The sequence below is a fragment of the Vibrio astriarenae genome, assembly GCF_010587385.1.
In the GTDB taxonomy this organism is placed as follows: Bacteria; Pseudomonadota; Gammaproteobacteria; order Enterobacterales; family Vibrionaceae; genus Vibrio; species Vibrio astriarenae.
On record NZ_CP047475.1, the window covers coordinates 2094089 to 2109252 of the forward strand.

Genomic DNA, 15164 nt, shown 5'->3' on the forward strand with positions numbered 1-15164 from the left:
GTTAGCCAATTCAAGATAGCGGTGGAGGCTGTTCCATTTTCTATTTTGCACCGCGTTATGAGTCAGACACAGCGTTTGATAGCGCTGCTTAAGCCTATGTTCACCTTTTTATAGGCATAAATGCAATATTTTTTCAACAATTCATGCACATAAGATCTAAAAAAGTAAACAAAGTCGGAAAATACAACTGGAAAAGGTTTCAATGTTGAACTAGTCCGCTGTTTGTTCATTAAATCTATAATTGTTAAGCAAAATTGCCAAACCATTACTAGGCTATAGGTATACGTTTAGAACTTTAATTAGTTTCGATGGATGTAGTGCGCAGTAAAGTTCGTTACCTACCTCCTCGTAATTTTTAACAAACGAAGTCGGTCATATAGATTGATGGACCTGATATAGAAAGACTGACATCACGTATAAAACTAAGAGCGCGAGTGAATTGCCATTAACAACCCTTGAGGTTGAGGCAAAAGGAACAGAGGGGAATAGCCATGAGTATTTTCGACCATTATCAATCACGATATGAAGCGGCGAAGGATGAAGAGCTGTCCATTCAGGAGTTCTTGTCCCTGTGTAAAGACGATAAAAGTGTCTACGCCAATGCAGCTGAACGTCTGCTGCTAGCGATAGGCGAGCCCGAGATTATTGATACTGCCCAAGACCCAAGACTGAGTCGTATCTTTTCCAACCGAGTCATCTCTCGATACAAGGAGTTTGAAGATTTCTACGGGATGGAAGATGCCATTGAGCAGATCGTTTCCTACCTAAAACATGCTGCACAAGGATTGGAAGAGCGTAAACAGATTCTTTACCTACTCGGCCCTGTGGGTGGTGGTAAGTCATCATTGGCGGAAAAACTCAAAGCCCTGATGCAGAAGATGCCGATCTACATCCTTTCTGCGAATGGCGAACGAAGCCCGGTCAATGACCATCCATTCTGTCTCTTTGATGCCAGTGAAGATGGCCAGTTACTTAAAGAAGAGTACGGCGTCGAGAAACGATACCTACGCTCTATCATGTCACCATGGGCGGCCAAACGTCTACATGAATTTGGCGGTGACATCACCAAGTTTAAAGTCGTCAAAGTACGCCCATCAATCTTAGACCAAGTAGCGATCGCGAAAACCGAGCCGGGTGACGAAAACAACCAAGACATCTCTTCACTCGTGGGTAAAGTCGATATTCGCCAACTTGAGCACTTCTCTCAAGACGATCCTGATGCCTACAGCTACTCTGGCGCGCTTTGTAAAGCGAACCAAGGTTTGATGGAGTTCGTTGAGATGTTCAAAGCGCCAATCAAAGTACTTCATCCTCTACTCACCGCGACTCAGGAGGGTAACTTCAACGGTACCGAAGGCCTTTCTGCCCTGCCGTTTGATGGCATGATTCTCGCGCACTCGAACGAGTCTGAGTGGCAGACATTCCGCAACAACAAAAACAATGAAGCCTTCCTCGACCGTGTATACATCGTGAAAGTGCCTTACTGTTTACGCGTGTCTGAAGAGGTGAAAATTTACCAAAAACTGCTCGACCATTCCGAGCTTTCCAAAGCACCATGTTCACCTAGCACGCTCGACCTACTTGCGCAGTTCAGTATTCTGTCTCGCTTGAAAGAGCCAGAAAATTCATCACTGTTCTCGAAAATGCGTGTCTATGATGGTGAAACACTCAAAGACACCGACCCGAAAGCGAAAAGCTACCAAGAGTACCGCGACTACGCGGGTGTCGATGAGGGTATGAACGGTCTTTCAACGCGCTTCGCGTTTAAGATCCTTTCTCGTGTGTTCAACTTTGACCAAACAGAAGTTGCCGCCAACCCCGTTCATCTGTTCTATGTCATAGAGCAGCAGATTGAACGCGAACAGTTCCCTCAAGAAACTGCTGAGAAACTGCTGGAGTTCTTGAAAGGCTATCTCGTGCCGCGTTATGTGGAGTTCATCGGTAAAGAGATTCAAACCGCTTATCTAGAGTCGTACTCAGAATATGGTCAAAACATCTTTGATCGTTATGTTACCTACGCAGACTTCTGGATTCAGGACCAAGAGTATCGTGACCCAGAAACGGGTCAGCTATTCGACCGTTCATCGCTTAACAATGAACTAGAAAAAATCGAGAAAACGGCAGGGATCAGTAACCCGAAAGATTTCCGTAATGAAATCGTTAATTTTGTCCTTCGTGCGCGTGCCAATAACAATGGTAAAAACCCCGTTTGGACAAGCTACGAGAAGCTTCGCACCGTTATTGAGAAGAAAATGTTCTCGAATACTGAGGAGCTACTGCCTGTCATCTCATTCAATGCAAAAACCTCTTCTGAAGATCAGAAGAAACATGACGACTTTGTCGCTCGTATGATGGAAAAAGGTTATACCGAGAAACAAGTACGTCTACTTTCTGAGTGGTACTTGCGTGTACGTAAGTCATCATAATCGTGGTTAGTGTGTCCCTCAGCGCACGCTGAGGGGCTCGATTGAGGGGATGATTATGGCGCAATTTATAGACAGACGCTTAAACGGCAAAAACAAAAGTGCTGTTAACCGTCAAAGATTTCTCAAGCGGCATAAGGCGCAGATCAAAGAATCTGTTACCGATGCCGTGAGTCGTCGCTCTATCACCGATACGGAAACCGGTGAGGATATAGCGATTCCGTCAAAGGACATTCGAGAACCTTCATTTCACCAAGGTCAAGGCGGCTTAAAAGAGCGCGTCCACCCTGGTAACGACCAGTTCACTAAAGGCGACCAAATTGAGCGTCCGAAAGGCGGCCAAGGCGGTGGGGGTGCTGGCGAAGGAGATGCGGGCAAAGACGGTGAAGGCCAAGATGAGTTTGTATTTCAGATTTCCAAAGATGAGTATCTCGATATTCTGTTTGAGGATTTGGAGCTACCAAACCTAGAAAAAAACCAAGTGAATAAAATCACTGAATGGAAAACACATCGCGCAGGCTATCAAACAGCCGGTATGCCTTCTAACATCGCAATTGTGCGATCTCTACAGCAATCTCTTGCCCGCCGCACAGCAATGACGGCTGGCAAGAAACGACTCATCAACGAACTCGAAGATGAACTCGATGCAATCCAAAATCGCGAGCCAGCACAGCTAATGGAAGAACAGCGTCTAAAAGCTGAAATCCAAGAGCTAAGAAGAAAAATCGATAAAGTACCGTTCATCGATACATTCGACTTACGCTTTAAGAACTACGAACGACGACCTGTACCATCAAGCCAAGCCGTGATGTTTTGTTTAATGGATGTATCTGGTTCAATGGATCAAGCGACGAAAGACATCGCCAAGCGTTTTTATGTGCTGTTATATCTGTTTTTGAACCGCCGCTATGAAAACGTCGAGGTGGTCTTTATTCGTCACCACACTCAAGCTAAAGAAGTGGATGAACATGAGTTCTTCTACTCTCAAGAGACAGGGGGCACAATCGTCTCAAGCGCACTCAAATTGATGAAAGAGATCGTCGATGATCGCTATCCTTCTTCTGAGTGGAATATCTACGCTGCACAAGCCTCTGACGGTGATAACTGGGCCGATGATTCTCCTCGCTGTAAAGAGCTGTTGGTCAACAAACTACTCCCGACCTGTCAGTATTATTCATACATCGAAATTACTCGCCGTTCACATCAAACCTTGTGGCACGAATATGAAAAAGTACAGAGTGAGTTCAGTAACTTTGCCATGAAAAACATCCGTTCAACGGACGATATTTTCCCTGTATTTAGGGAGCTATTCGCCAAGGAAGACGTCTAGGAGGACAGCATGATAGAAGAAAAAGTCGCGGATTCGACACGCATGCTACCCGATGGTCCAGACTGGACTTTCGATCTGCTTGAGCGTTATCACCAAGAGATCAAACGCGTTGCACAACACTACAGACTCGACACCTACCCAAACCAAATTGAGGTGATTACTTCTGAGCAGATGATGGATGCCTATTCCAGTATCGGTATGCCAATTAACTACAACCACTGGTCGTTTGGTAAGAAATTTATCCAAACCGAACAAGGCTATAAACATGGTCAGATGGGGTTAGCGTATGAGATTGTGATCAACTCAGACCCTTGCATCGCCTATTTGATGGAAGAAAACACCGTGACGATGCAAGCGCTGGTTATGGCGCACGCTTGTTACGGGCATAACTCTTTCTTCAAGGGGAATTACCTGTTCCAAACATGGACGGATGCCAGCTCCATTATTGACTATCTTCTGTTTGCTAAAAACTACATCGCGAAATGTGAGGAGAAGTACGGAGTATCAGAAGTCGAACTACTTCTCGATTCTTGCCATGCTTTGATGAACTATGGCGTTGACCGATACAAGCGCCCTGAAAAAATCTCCATCGCAGAGGAGAAGTTGCGCCAAGAGGAGCGCGAATCTTACCTGCAGTCTCAAGTCAACGACTTGTGGCGCACGGTTCCTAAGAACAAAGAAAAAGAGGAAGAAGTCGAAAAAGTTCGCTTCCCTTCAGAGCCACAAGAGAACATTCTGTACTTCATTGAAAAGAACGCCCCCCTACTTGAATCATGGCAACGTGAAATCGTGCGGATTGTGCGTAAAGTCAGTCAATATTTCTACCCACAAAAACAGACACAAGTGATGAATGAAGGCTGGGCAACCTTCTGGCACTACACCATCCTCAATCACCTTTATGATGAAGGCGTCGTGAGTGACCGCTTTATCCTCGAGTTCTTACATAGCCATACCGGTGTTGTGGCTCAACCAGCTTACAATAGCCCGTATTATAGTGGTATTAACCCTTATGCCCTTGGCTTTGCCATGTTCAAGGACATCAAGCGTATCTGTGAAGAGCCTACCGATGAGGATCGCGAATGGTTCCCAGATTTAGTCGATACCAACTGGCTCGATGCGGTTCACTTCGCAATGCATAATTTTAAAGATGAGAGCTTCATTAGCCAATACTTGTCACCTCACCTGATACGTGAGTTTAAGCTGTTCTCAATTCTTGATGACGACAGACGTAATTTTATTGAGGTGAGCGCTATACATGATGAGATGGGCTATCGTGAAATTCGCGAAAAGCTCGCAGCTCAGTACAACTTGAGTAATCTAGAACCCAATATTCAAGTTTTTAATGTTGATGTTCGCGGCGACCGCTCTCTAACTCTACAGCATGTGCCACACAACCGTGTGCCGCTAGATAAGGGACATGATGAGGTAATGAAGCACCTTTATCGTTTATGGGGGTTCGATGTCATTCTTGAGGAAGTAAAGGATACCGGAAGAAGGGAAATCCTTGCGACCTGCCCGCAACGACACGATTACGGTGCGAAAATCTAACCTGATTTCTATTGTTCACATACGATGGTTCATATACAACGAAGCCCCATTCAGGGGCTTCATTTTTATCCAGAACAGACAAGGCTACTTCGATAAAATCTCACGAACTTTTTCAAGATCTTCTGGTGTATCCACACCCGCCTGCGGCGCTTCTTTCGCAAGCTCTACGTGGATTCGCTCACCATACCACAGTACACGCAGCTGCTCTAAACACTCAATCTGCTCTAGCTGTGATGGTGCCCAACTCACATAGGTATTGATGAATCCAGCGCGGTAAGCGTAGATTCCAATATGGCGCATCAAAGGTTGCTTTAAACCACCTTCTAATTGAGAGCCGCCCTGCTTCGCTGCAAACTGGTCTCTATCCCATGGAATCGTGGCGCGGCTGAAGTAAAGCGCATAGCCATTCGCATCTGTCACCACCTTAACTGCATTCGGATTAAACGCTTCCTCTTCATCCTCAATGGCAACACCCAAGGTTGCCATCGGCGCTTGAGATTGAGCCAAGTTATCCGCAACTTGACGGATGATCGATGGTGGAATAAGCGGCTCATCACCTTGCACGTTGACGATAATTTCGTCGTCAGCAATATTGAGCAGTTTAATAACTTCCGCCAAACGCTCTGTGCCCGATTGGTGATCGGGTGAGGTCATGCACACTACGCCACCAAAGCCTTTAACAACCGTTTCGATACGCTCATCGTCTGTCGCAATAATGACTCGGTCGGCTCCAGACTGCAGGGCTTTCTCATAAACCCATTGCACCATAGGTTTGCCCGCGATATCCGCCAAAGGCTTCGCAGGTAATCGACTAGACTGATAGCGAGCAGGAATAACGACGGTAAAAGCCATTACCCTTGTCCCTCATCCATCGAAATAGAGCGAGCTTCCGTTTCAAGTAGAACAGGAATACCCTCTTTGATCGCATACGCCAAACGGTCAAACTTACAAATAAGCTCTTGTTGGTCTTTATCGTAAGTCAATTTACCTTTGCACACTGGGCATGCAACAATCTCAAGCAAACGGTGATCCATACTGTTCTTTAACCTCTTTAATTCGTTCTAGGATGCGCTGGGCATCTTCTTTGGGTAACTCCGCGGAGACTGGGAGATACCACCAATTATCCTGGGCAATTTCACCACATTTTACGGCGTCTTTCTCGGTCATAATGACATTGTCACCTTTTTCAACCAAGGTACTGAGCTTTTGTTGATCATAAGCCTGATGGTCTGCAAACCCCTGTGCTGCCACCAGAGACGCGCCGAGTGTCGTCAATGTGTTGAAAAATCGCGGCGGATGACCAATGCCTGCAAATGCCACTAAATTCTTTAACTCAGACACCTTCTTGGTTTCCCCAGTGACCATATTCACCGCCAGTTGCGGCTGCAGCAACATTGGAATCTCATTTCTATGCGGCTCACCACCATTGTTGATAATAAAATCCACACTATCGAGACGTTGTAGCGACTCACGTAACGGGCCTAGTGGCATAAACGACTCATTGCCGAAGCGACGCTTACCATCCACAACCACGAACTCAATGTCTCTTTGTAATGCATAGTGCTGCAAGCCATCATCGGTAATGATGATATCAACATCGTGTTTGAGCAACGCTTTCACTGCGTTGCTACGGACAGGGTCGACGGCAACGGGAGCACCTGTGCGTTGAGCGATAAGCTTAGGCTCATCGCCACAAGCTTCTGCACGCACATCTGGAGTCACAATCACAGGATACTGTTCGGCTTTGCCACCATAACCTCGAGATACAACACCGGGCTGATACCCAAGCGCCTGTAGCTGTTCCACCAACCAAATAACCACTGGGGTTTTACCATTGCCACCCACGGTAATGTTTCCCACAACCACTACTGGCACTGGAGCACGATAACTCTCTTTACTACCGCGCTCAAACGCCGCTTTTCTGGATTCACTGATCGATTTGAACACCATGCTTAAAGGCCATAAAACTGGCTTTAAGCATGTTGCTAGCGCACTTGGCTGATACCAAAGTCGCTCTATCACTGCTTCTCACCAAACTGGATTTTGTGCAGTTGAGCATAAGCGCCTTGCTGGCTGATAAGCTCTGTGTGAGAGCCACGCTCAACCACTTCGCCTTCATCAATCACCAAGATCTCATCCGCTTTCTCGATGGTCGATAGTCGGTGAGCAATCACAAGTACCGTCTTATCTTTTTGCAACTCATCAAGCGCCATTTGAATCGCTCGCTCTGACTCGGTATCCAGTGCTGAGGTTGCCTCATCCAAAATCAGGATAGGAGCGTCACGTAATAGAGCGCGTGCAATCGCGATACGCTGACGTTGGCCACCAGAGAGGCTTGCACCATTTTCACCGATAACCGTGTCTAAACCATCATCTAGCCCTTCAATAAAGTCCATTGCATAAGCGAGACGTGCCGCTTCTTCAATTTGCTCGCGCGTATAATTTTCTTCTGCCGCGTAAGCGATATTGTTTGCTATCGTATCGTTAAACAGGTGAACGTTTTGCGATACCAAAGCGAAGTGCTCACGTAGGTTTTTCAACTCGTAATCGCGAATGTCGTAGCCATCAAGTTCAATCGAACCTGAATCTACATCGTAAAAACGGTTAAATAAGTTAGCAATGGTACTTTTACCTGAGCCAGAGCGCCCGACTAATGCAACGGTCTTACCCTTAGGCAGTTCAAAAGAGACTTCTTTAAGTGCTGGTGAGTCTTTGCCTTCGTAGGTGAAAGTCACGTCCTTCACCGACACATCGCCTTTCACACTGTCCACTTTATGCTTGCCAGTGTTTTTCTCGGTCTCTAAGTCCATTAAGCCAAATAGGGTCTGACACGCCGCCATGCCTCGCTGGAACTGACCAGCAACGTTAGTTAAGCCTTTTAATGGACGCATCATGCCGAACATAGCGGAGAACACAACGGTAAACGTACCTGGTGTTAATTCGTTACGAATGCTATCAAAGCTCGCAAGGAACAGAACCGTCACAATCGCAATAGAGGCAATCATCTGAATAATTGGGTTTGCCAGACCTTGAACGACCACCAATTTCATTGTTTGCTGGCGCATACGGTTACTTACACCATCAAAGCGCTCTGATTCAACGTCTTGGCCACCATAGCTGATCACCACTTTGTGACCTTTCAACATCTGTTCTGCCGACGACGTGACATGACCCATCGCAGTTTGCATGTTCTTAGAAATCTTTCTAAAGCGACGCGAAATCACCCCAATGCCCCAAGCAACAATGGGTGCCACTAAGAACAGGACTAAAGACAACTTCCAGCTATTCCAAAACATCAATACCATCAAGCCGATAAGACTTGCGCCTTCACGCACGATGTTGACCAGCGCTCCACTCGTTGCATTGGCAACCTGTTCCGAGTCGTAAGTGATGCGTGATAGCAAGCCGCCTGTCGACTCTTTGTCAAAGAAAGAGACCGGCATATGCATAAACTGGCGGAAAATACCGCGACGCATCTGCATCACGACGTTACCCGATACCCAACTCAAACAGTATGTAGAGACAAAACCACTCAAACCACGGATAAATATCATGCCGAAAATTATCAGGGGTAATGTACGCAAGAATTGCGAATCGGCATCGCCAAAGCCTTCATCTAAAAGTGGCTTTAGCAAAGAAATCATATAAGTATCAGCAATAGCGTTAATCACTAGAGCGATGACAGCAACTACAAGGCCTTTTTTGTACTCTCGAATATAGGTCCACAACCTTTTAAAGGTGTGCCACGTCTTCTCATCTTGATCGACTGAGGTTTCTACAGACATATCGTGTTTTCTTATTTTTGCGATAGTTAAGGGGGCTATTCTACTCGGTTACGCAGCATCTGCCTATACCAAGCGTTTCTTGTGCCAGTACGGCGTGGAGTAACTTGCCAATTATCGTGGTAAACATCAATAGATAACATACCGTCACGGCCAGTGTCATACCAAACAACACCTTGATCAGTATAGCGCTTTACGACTTCTTCATTCGGTAAATTCCAGCGCCCTTGGTACGCATTAGAGGAGAGAGCAATCTTAGGTTTCACTGTCTCAATAAAAGCCTTGGTTGAGGATGTTCGACTACCATGATGGGGAACAATGACCACATCGCTCGCTATCGCTGATCCATTCCGACTTAGTAAGTATTCACTTACCGCATCAATATCCCCCGTCAGCAACACCGTTAAGCCTAATTTTCTGTCACGAATACGAACTACACACGAGTGAGGGTTATAAGCTCGCTCAGGCTGTTGATGTGGCCACACAACCTCAAGCGAAACCTCTTCAAGATCAAACGTAATGCCTTCAATACAAGCCTGATCACTGTTCATATTTCGACTGCCAAGTACCGGAGCACCTCTAAACTTTTCACGCAGAATAGCCACGCCTCCAGCGTGATCGTTATCATCATGACTGATAAAAATTCCATTTATCTCGGACACGCCTTGCCAATTCAACCATGGAATAATGACCTGCTCAGCAACACTTCCTAAAGGCCAGCTCGCTGCGACATCGTAGAGGTACAGATGTCGTGGTTCTCGAATCGCGATTGCCAAGCCATGTCCAACGTCAAACATCGCAAGTTGCCACCGTTTCGTCGGAAAGAACTCACTCATCACCCAAAACAACGTTAGACCAATCCACAAAAGCGCACCACGGGTTATATATCGCAGCAATACGACCAATGCGCACAACACGATAATCCACCATAACTCAACTCTACTGGTTTGTAGCCACCAGCCCAAATCCAATTCAAAAAGCCGCGCTAGTGGCCACAGCGCAAAACTAACCCAATACCAAGGCTCTATTGTTTGCAGCCCTACAAATAACGTACTCAGCTCAACCAGTAAGGCGAGCAAAATACTGGGCATCACAACGACACTAAACACTGGCACCACTAACAGGTTCAATAACCAAGCACTCAAACTTACCCCCCCGAACAGATAGGCAGCAATCGGTGCAAGGAACAGAGTCAAATAGCCCTGCATCCATAAAGCCAGTTGCCACCATGGTTTAGAACCATGTTGAGATAGAGCCAAGTAAATCGTCGCCACCGCAGTAAAAGACATCCAAAAACTTGCACTGAGCGCATAAAAAGGATTCAAAGCCAGCATAAGCGCAAGAATAAGTAACCACTTACTTTTTCGCGTGAGATGCAGATTACCCATCGCTATGATGGTGAACAGTATGCAAGTTAACAGTGCTCGTGTCGTAGGGGCAGAAAAGCTCGACAGCCATGCGTAACCCGTCGCGACCACTAATCCAACCAAGTGAGGCCCCCAGCGGATGAACAGACTGCGACTAAACAGCACGCGCGATATCACGACTCCCAAGGCAAACACCAGTTGAATATGCAGACCAGAGATCGCTATCAAATGGATCAAACCCATCTGTTGCATTTGAATCCACTGTTGAGGCGCAATATCTTTACGCTCTCCGAACGTGAGTGCGAGCACTAATCCGAGATATTCAGAGTCATTAAGCGCATGACCAATCCGGTGATAAAGCTTTTGCTTTATCGATGTGTCGGAGATAACCCGCCAAGAGGAATTTTCATCGATAGTGCCAGCTCCAAAGACCCCCTCTACCATCGCCATGGATTCTCGGTCATATCCATGAGAATTCAGTCTACCGATAATGCGTTTTAATTTTATTTGAGCATAAATCTCATCCCCTAACTCATGCGCTACAGGACTGATTAGTTTCATTTTTATTGGTGTAAAAAAAGACAGTTCCTGCCCATTTATCGAGCGGATCAAGACCGTCCCCTCATAACCGTGTCTGATTTGATTAAAAAAGCTGTCAACTTCTGCTTTTATGGTAATATTCAGCCCGTTTTCAAATAGTCTCTGAGTTTGCTGTTGTGCGAACTTGCCATGTGCAATACCCAACAACATGGCCAGTAAAACAACAGACAAATATCTCATCCGTCTATAATTCAGGGAAAGCAAGGTTAGCGCTAGAACTGCACATATCCAGCCAGTGCCGGGTAGTGCAGGCCAAAATGGAACTGACAGCAGTGTGATAGAGAAAGTGAGCAACGACCAAGAGTGATTTAAGAGAGTCATATTTGCCCTATGCCTAGAAAGTTCATTAAACGCTTTATGCCGAACCACGACGTGATTAAGCGTCAAAAAGCATTAAAGATCTTTGGAAATGTGCTTTATAACCCGAACTTGTGGTGTTTGAACCGCCGCTCCGCTTCGGGTGCTTTTGCTGTTGGTCTTTTTATGGCATTCATGCCTTTGCCTAGTCAGATGATCATGGCAGCCGGAGCTGCAATTATGTGTAGTGTCAATCTGCCGCTAGCTGTTGCTTTGGTTTGGATCAGCAACCCAGTGACCATGCCATTGCTGTTCTATTTCGCATACAAAGTCGGTGCGCTGTTAATGAACACCCCTCCTCAGCCTTTCCACTTTGAGCTGTCTTGGGAGTACCTAGCCACTCAAATGAATACCATTGGCCCACCATTTCTAGTGGGTTGTTTGGTCTGTGGTATCGCAGCAGCCATTTTGGGCTACTTCGGTATCCGTGGCCTTTGGCGCTACTCAGTGGTGAGAAGCTGGCAGCAGCGACGCATAAGCAAATAGCTGGTAAATACAAACGAATAAAAAAGAGAGCCTTACATCTACTGTAAGGCTCTCTTTTTTGTGGTTTCTGTACAATCGACGGTGATAAACCTACGAGTGAGTTATCACTTTCATGTATCGCATATGTTGAGCGGTTACTGGGTTATTTGGCACTCAATACACTCGCTGGGTTTAACTGACTTGCCCGTTTTGCTGGATACCAAGTGGCAATCAGGCTCAAAACAATGGCCGTACCCGATACAAGGAAAACATCTGACATCACAACTTGCGAAGGCAGAAAGTCAACAAAGTAGATATCTCCAGAGAGGAATTGATAACCAATCAGAGCTTCAAGCGCTTTGATCAACGATGTTAGTTTCATTGCCACAAGAAGGCCAACTAAGCTACCCACCAGGCTACCAAACACTCCTGAAAAGACACCCTGCCAAACAAAAATCCGTTTAACTAAGCCATCGCTTGCTCCCATTGTTCGCAAAATCGCAATCTCAGATGCGCGATCTTTCACCGCCATCATCAATGTCGATACGATATTAAAACACGCGACCCCAATAACCAGTACCATAACGAGATACATAATCGTGCGCACCAATTGAATATCGCGATAGAGGAAGCCATATTTTTGCTGCCAACTACTCAAATAAACATAGACATCGAGGGTACCTCCTACTTCGCGAACAGTTTGCGTGGCATTGAGCACGTCACTGACTTTGAGGGAGACACCACTCACGCCCTCCCCCATCTGTGCGTACGTTTGCGCATCTTGCAAAGGAATAATCGCCAAATTGTGGTCGATTTGTCCGTGCAGCTCTAATAGGCCAATCACTTTAACGCGAACTCGTTTCGGCGCTCTTACCTTAGTGGTATCAGAAGAGGGCAGCATCAACGATAGGGAATCTCCTGTATCAACACCTAGCTGCCTCGCAACACCACTTCCTAAGATGATTTGCTGATGACCCGGAGCGAAGCTCTGCCAAGCGTCTTCGCCGACAAAATTGGCCAAACTAGAAACGCGAGACTCTAACTCAAGATCCATACCTCGCACTTCGATTGCCTTAATCTCTTGGCCCCTCTCTGCTAACGCGGTTAAGGTCACGTAAGGCGCTGCAGCTTCGACGTCTGGATGCAGTTCCGCACGCTCTGCGACTCGTTGCCAATCAGACAAAGGACCTCTTACCCCCTCAAGCTCAGCATGGGGAACCACAGATAGAACGCGATTTTGCAATTCACGCTCAAAACCATTCATCGCAGATAAACCAATAATGATCACAGCGACGCCAACGGCGATTCCTATCATCGATGACATCGAAATAAAGGACACCATCTTGTTGCGTTTTTTCGCGCGGCTAAATCGGTAGCCAACTAACAAAGAGAGTGACATAAACTACTCCTGCACCAACAGACCGTCTTGCATACGCAGCTGACGATCCATTTTGTCGGCAAGTTCGTTGTCGTGAGTGACGACCAAAAACGCAGTACCCGATTCACGGTTGAGCTCGCGCATCAAATCATAAATAGCAAGTGCAGTATTGTGGTCGAGGTTACCCGTAGGTTCATCAGCGAGCACAAGTGCGGGGTTGTTCACCAATGCACGTGCGATCGCCACTCGCTGGCGCTCACCACCAGAAAGCTCTGATGGGCGATGTTCTAAACGATGACTTAAGCCCACTTTATCCAGCCACTGCGACGCCTCTTGCTTGGCAAGTTTGGGATTCATACCGCCGATCATCAGCGGCATCGCGACATTCTCTAGCGCTGAGAAATCTGACAGTAAGTGGTGAAACTGATAAACAAAACCTAGATTCTGATTGCGAATTTTAGCCTGCTGATTCGATGACATATCGAGCAGAGATTGCTCTTGGAAAAACACTTCACCATCATTAGCATCATCGAGTGCGCCAAGAATGTGTAACAGGGTGCTTTTGCCCGACCCTGACGTGCCGATGATCGCCGCCAACTCACCATGCGCTATATCAAAACTTACCCCTCGCAACACCGGTGTCTCCACCTCCCCCTCACGATAGGTTTTGCTGATGTTATGACAGCTTAATAAATTACTCATAACGAAGGGCCTCTGCCGGTTTTTCTGATGATGCACGATAAGATGGATAAACGGTTGCGAGTAGACTCAACGCAATCGCCAGTAGAATAACGCTAATAATTTGCAGTGGCTGAATCAATACTGGCAACGAGCCACCTAGCGTAAATAGTTCAACACCTAGCATTTGCATGAGTGGATTAAGATTCTGTGCCAATATGACCCCTAAACCGCCGCCAACAACGGCTCCAACAATGCCAGAACTTGCCCCCTGCACCATAAAAATGGCCATGATTTTTGCTGATGTCATGCCTTGGGTTTTCAAGATGGCGACTTCCGACTGTTTCTCCATGACCACCATAATCAAGGCTGAAATGATATTGAACGCCGCTACGCCAACAATAAGCCCGAGCATTAGGCCCATCATGTTCTTTTCCATTTTCACCGCTTGGAAAAGCTCACCTCTCTGCTCTCGCCAATCGCTCCATACCCAACCATCAGGTAGCGCTTTCTGACTTAAATCGGAGACAATAAACGGGTCATCAAAGTAAAGACGCCAACCAGATACGGTTTCTTTAGGTAAGCGCATTAAACGCGTCGCGTCTTCAAGGTTTGTAATCACAAGCTGCTTATCTATGTCGGAACCCGTATTGAACAACCCAACCACTGTGAAATTACGTTGGCTTGGGATACGCCCTAGTGGAGTAAATTGACTTGCACTGGTCACCATAAGGCGGACTTTATCTCCCATAGACACATTGAGCTCTCTCGCCAATGAATGCCCTAAAAACACGCCGTACTCTCCAGCGTTAAGGTGGGACATGTGACCAGTAACAAGATGCTGGGCGACAGGGTTTTCCGAGTCAGATTCAATGCCAACCATCATGGCGACACCCAGTCCCTCAGAGCTCTGTATGACCGCCTCACTACGGGCAATGGGCTGCGCTTGATATGGCGTGAGAGCGGAAATAAAATCTGGCACCCCTTCCGTTGTCGAGGTCTTGCCACCTTCTTGACTGACCACCGCTTGTGGTAACACGCCAAGCATGCGTCCTTTCAGTTGGTTTTCAAAACCATTCATGACTGAAAGGACGGTGACAAGCGACATCACACCAATAGTGATGCCTGCAGTTGACATAAACGAGACAAAGCGACCGAAACGGTCACCACTTCTCCCTCGCAAGTAGCGCAAACCGATAAAAAGGGAAACTGGATGAAACATAGACGTCCATGACG

At 46.6% G+C, this 15164-nt stretch carries 12 protein-coding genes; 4 read left to right on the forward strand and 8 right to left on the reverse strand.

The features are described 5' to 3' along the window. Positions 1–491 precede the first annotated feature (491 nt). The 3 genes from GT360_RS09790 to GT360_RS09800 are packed head-to-tail and all read left to right on the forward strand — an operon-like array spanning position 492 to position 5301. Positions 492–2426 (forward strand): PrkA family serine protein kinase, encoded by a 1935-nt coding sequence (locus GT360_RS09790; RefSeq protein ID WP_164648691.1) that lies wholly within the window; start codon positions 492–494, stop codon positions 2424–2426. A 55-nt stretch (positions 2427–2481) separates the two neighbouring features. Continuing rightward, positions 2482–3753, forward strand: coding sequence for a YeaH/YhbH family protein (locus tag GT360_RS09795; RefSeq protein ID WP_164648692.1), 1272 nt, complete (start codon positions 2482–2484; stop codon positions 3751–3753). Between the two features lie 9 nt (positions 3754–3762). After that, positions 3763–5301, forward strand: a complete 1539-nt coding sequence (locus GT360_RS09800; RefSeq protein WP_164648693.1) for a SpoVR family protein — start codon at positions 3763–3765, stop codon at positions 5299–5301. Between the two features lie 84 nt (positions 5302–5385). Here GT360_RS09800 and kdsB read toward each other — a convergent pair whose 3' ends face one another. Genes kdsB through GT360_RS09825 form a run of 5 tightly spaced genes read right to left on the reverse strand, consistent with a single transcriptional unit; the run spans position 5386 to position 11221 of the window. Continuing rightward, complete coding sequence (kdsB, locus tag GT360_RS09805) at positions 5386–6153, reverse strand: 3-deoxy-manno-octulosonate cytidylyltransferase (RefSeq protein ID WP_164648694.1); 768 nt, start codon at positions 6151–6153, stop codon at positions 5386–5388. Then, positions 6153–6335, reverse strand: coding sequence for a Trm112 family protein (locus GT360_RS09810; protein WP_164648695.1), 183 nt, complete (start codon positions 6333–6335; stop codon positions 6153–6155). The genes kdsB and GT360_RS09810 overlap by 1 nt, the downstream gene beginning before the upstream one ends. After that, on the reverse strand, positions 6316–7323 hold the full coding sequence (gene lpxK, locus GT360_RS09815) for a tetraacyldisaccharide 4'-kinase (protein ID WP_164648696.1): 1008 nt from the start codon (positions 7321–7323) through the stop codon (positions 6316–6318). Before lpxK ends, GT360_RS09810 begins: the two co-directional genes overlap by 20 nt. Next, complete coding sequence (gene msbA, locus GT360_RS09820) at positions 7320–9086, reverse strand: lipid A ABC transporter ATP-binding protein/permease MsbA (RefSeq protein WP_164648697.1); 1767 nt, start codon at positions 9084–9086, stop codon at positions 7320–7322. The genes lpxK and msbA overlap by 4 nt, the downstream gene beginning before the upstream one ends. A 35-nt stretch (positions 9087–9121) precedes the next feature. Continuing rightward, entirely contained in the window at positions 9122–11221 is a 2100-nt protein-coding gene (locus GT360_RS09825) for a DNA internalization-related competence protein ComEC/Rec2 (protein ID WP_164648698.1), read from the reverse strand. 159 nt (positions 11222–11380) lie between these two features. On the opposite strand from GT360_RS09825, the gene GT360_RS09830 reads away from it, so the two are divergent. Continuing rightward, the gene (locus GT360_RS09830) at positions 11381–11893 is read left to right on the forward strand and encodes a DUF2062 domain-containing protein (protein ID WP_164648699.1); all 513 of its coding nucleotides are present in this window, start codon (positions 11381–11383) and stop codon (positions 11891–11893) included. Between the two features lie 142 nt (positions 11894–12035). Here the strand turns inward: GT360_RS09830 and lolE are convergent, their stop codons facing one another. The 3 genes from lolE to lolC are packed head-to-tail and all read right to left on the reverse strand — an operon-like array spanning position 12036 to position 15150. Then, positions 12036–13271, reverse strand: coding sequence for a lipoprotein-releasing ABC transporter permease subunit LolE (lolE, locus tag GT360_RS09835; RefSeq protein ID WP_164648700.1), 1236 nt, complete (start codon positions 13269–13271; stop codon positions 12036–12038). 3 nt (positions 13272–13274) lie between these two features. Continuing rightward, positions 13275–13952, reverse strand: a complete 678-nt coding sequence (gene lolD, locus GT360_RS09840) for a lipoprotein-releasing ABC transporter ATP-binding protein LolD (protein WP_164648701.1) — start codon at positions 13950–13952, stop codon at positions 13275–13277. Next, on the reverse strand, positions 13945–15150 hold the full coding sequence (lolC, locus tag GT360_RS09845) for a lipoprotein-releasing ABC transporter permease subunit LolC (protein ID WP_164648702.1): 1206 nt from the start codon (positions 15148–15150) through the stop codon (positions 13945–13947). Before lolC ends, lolD begins: the two co-directional genes overlap by 8 nt. Positions 15151–15164: the final 14 nt, after the last annotated feature.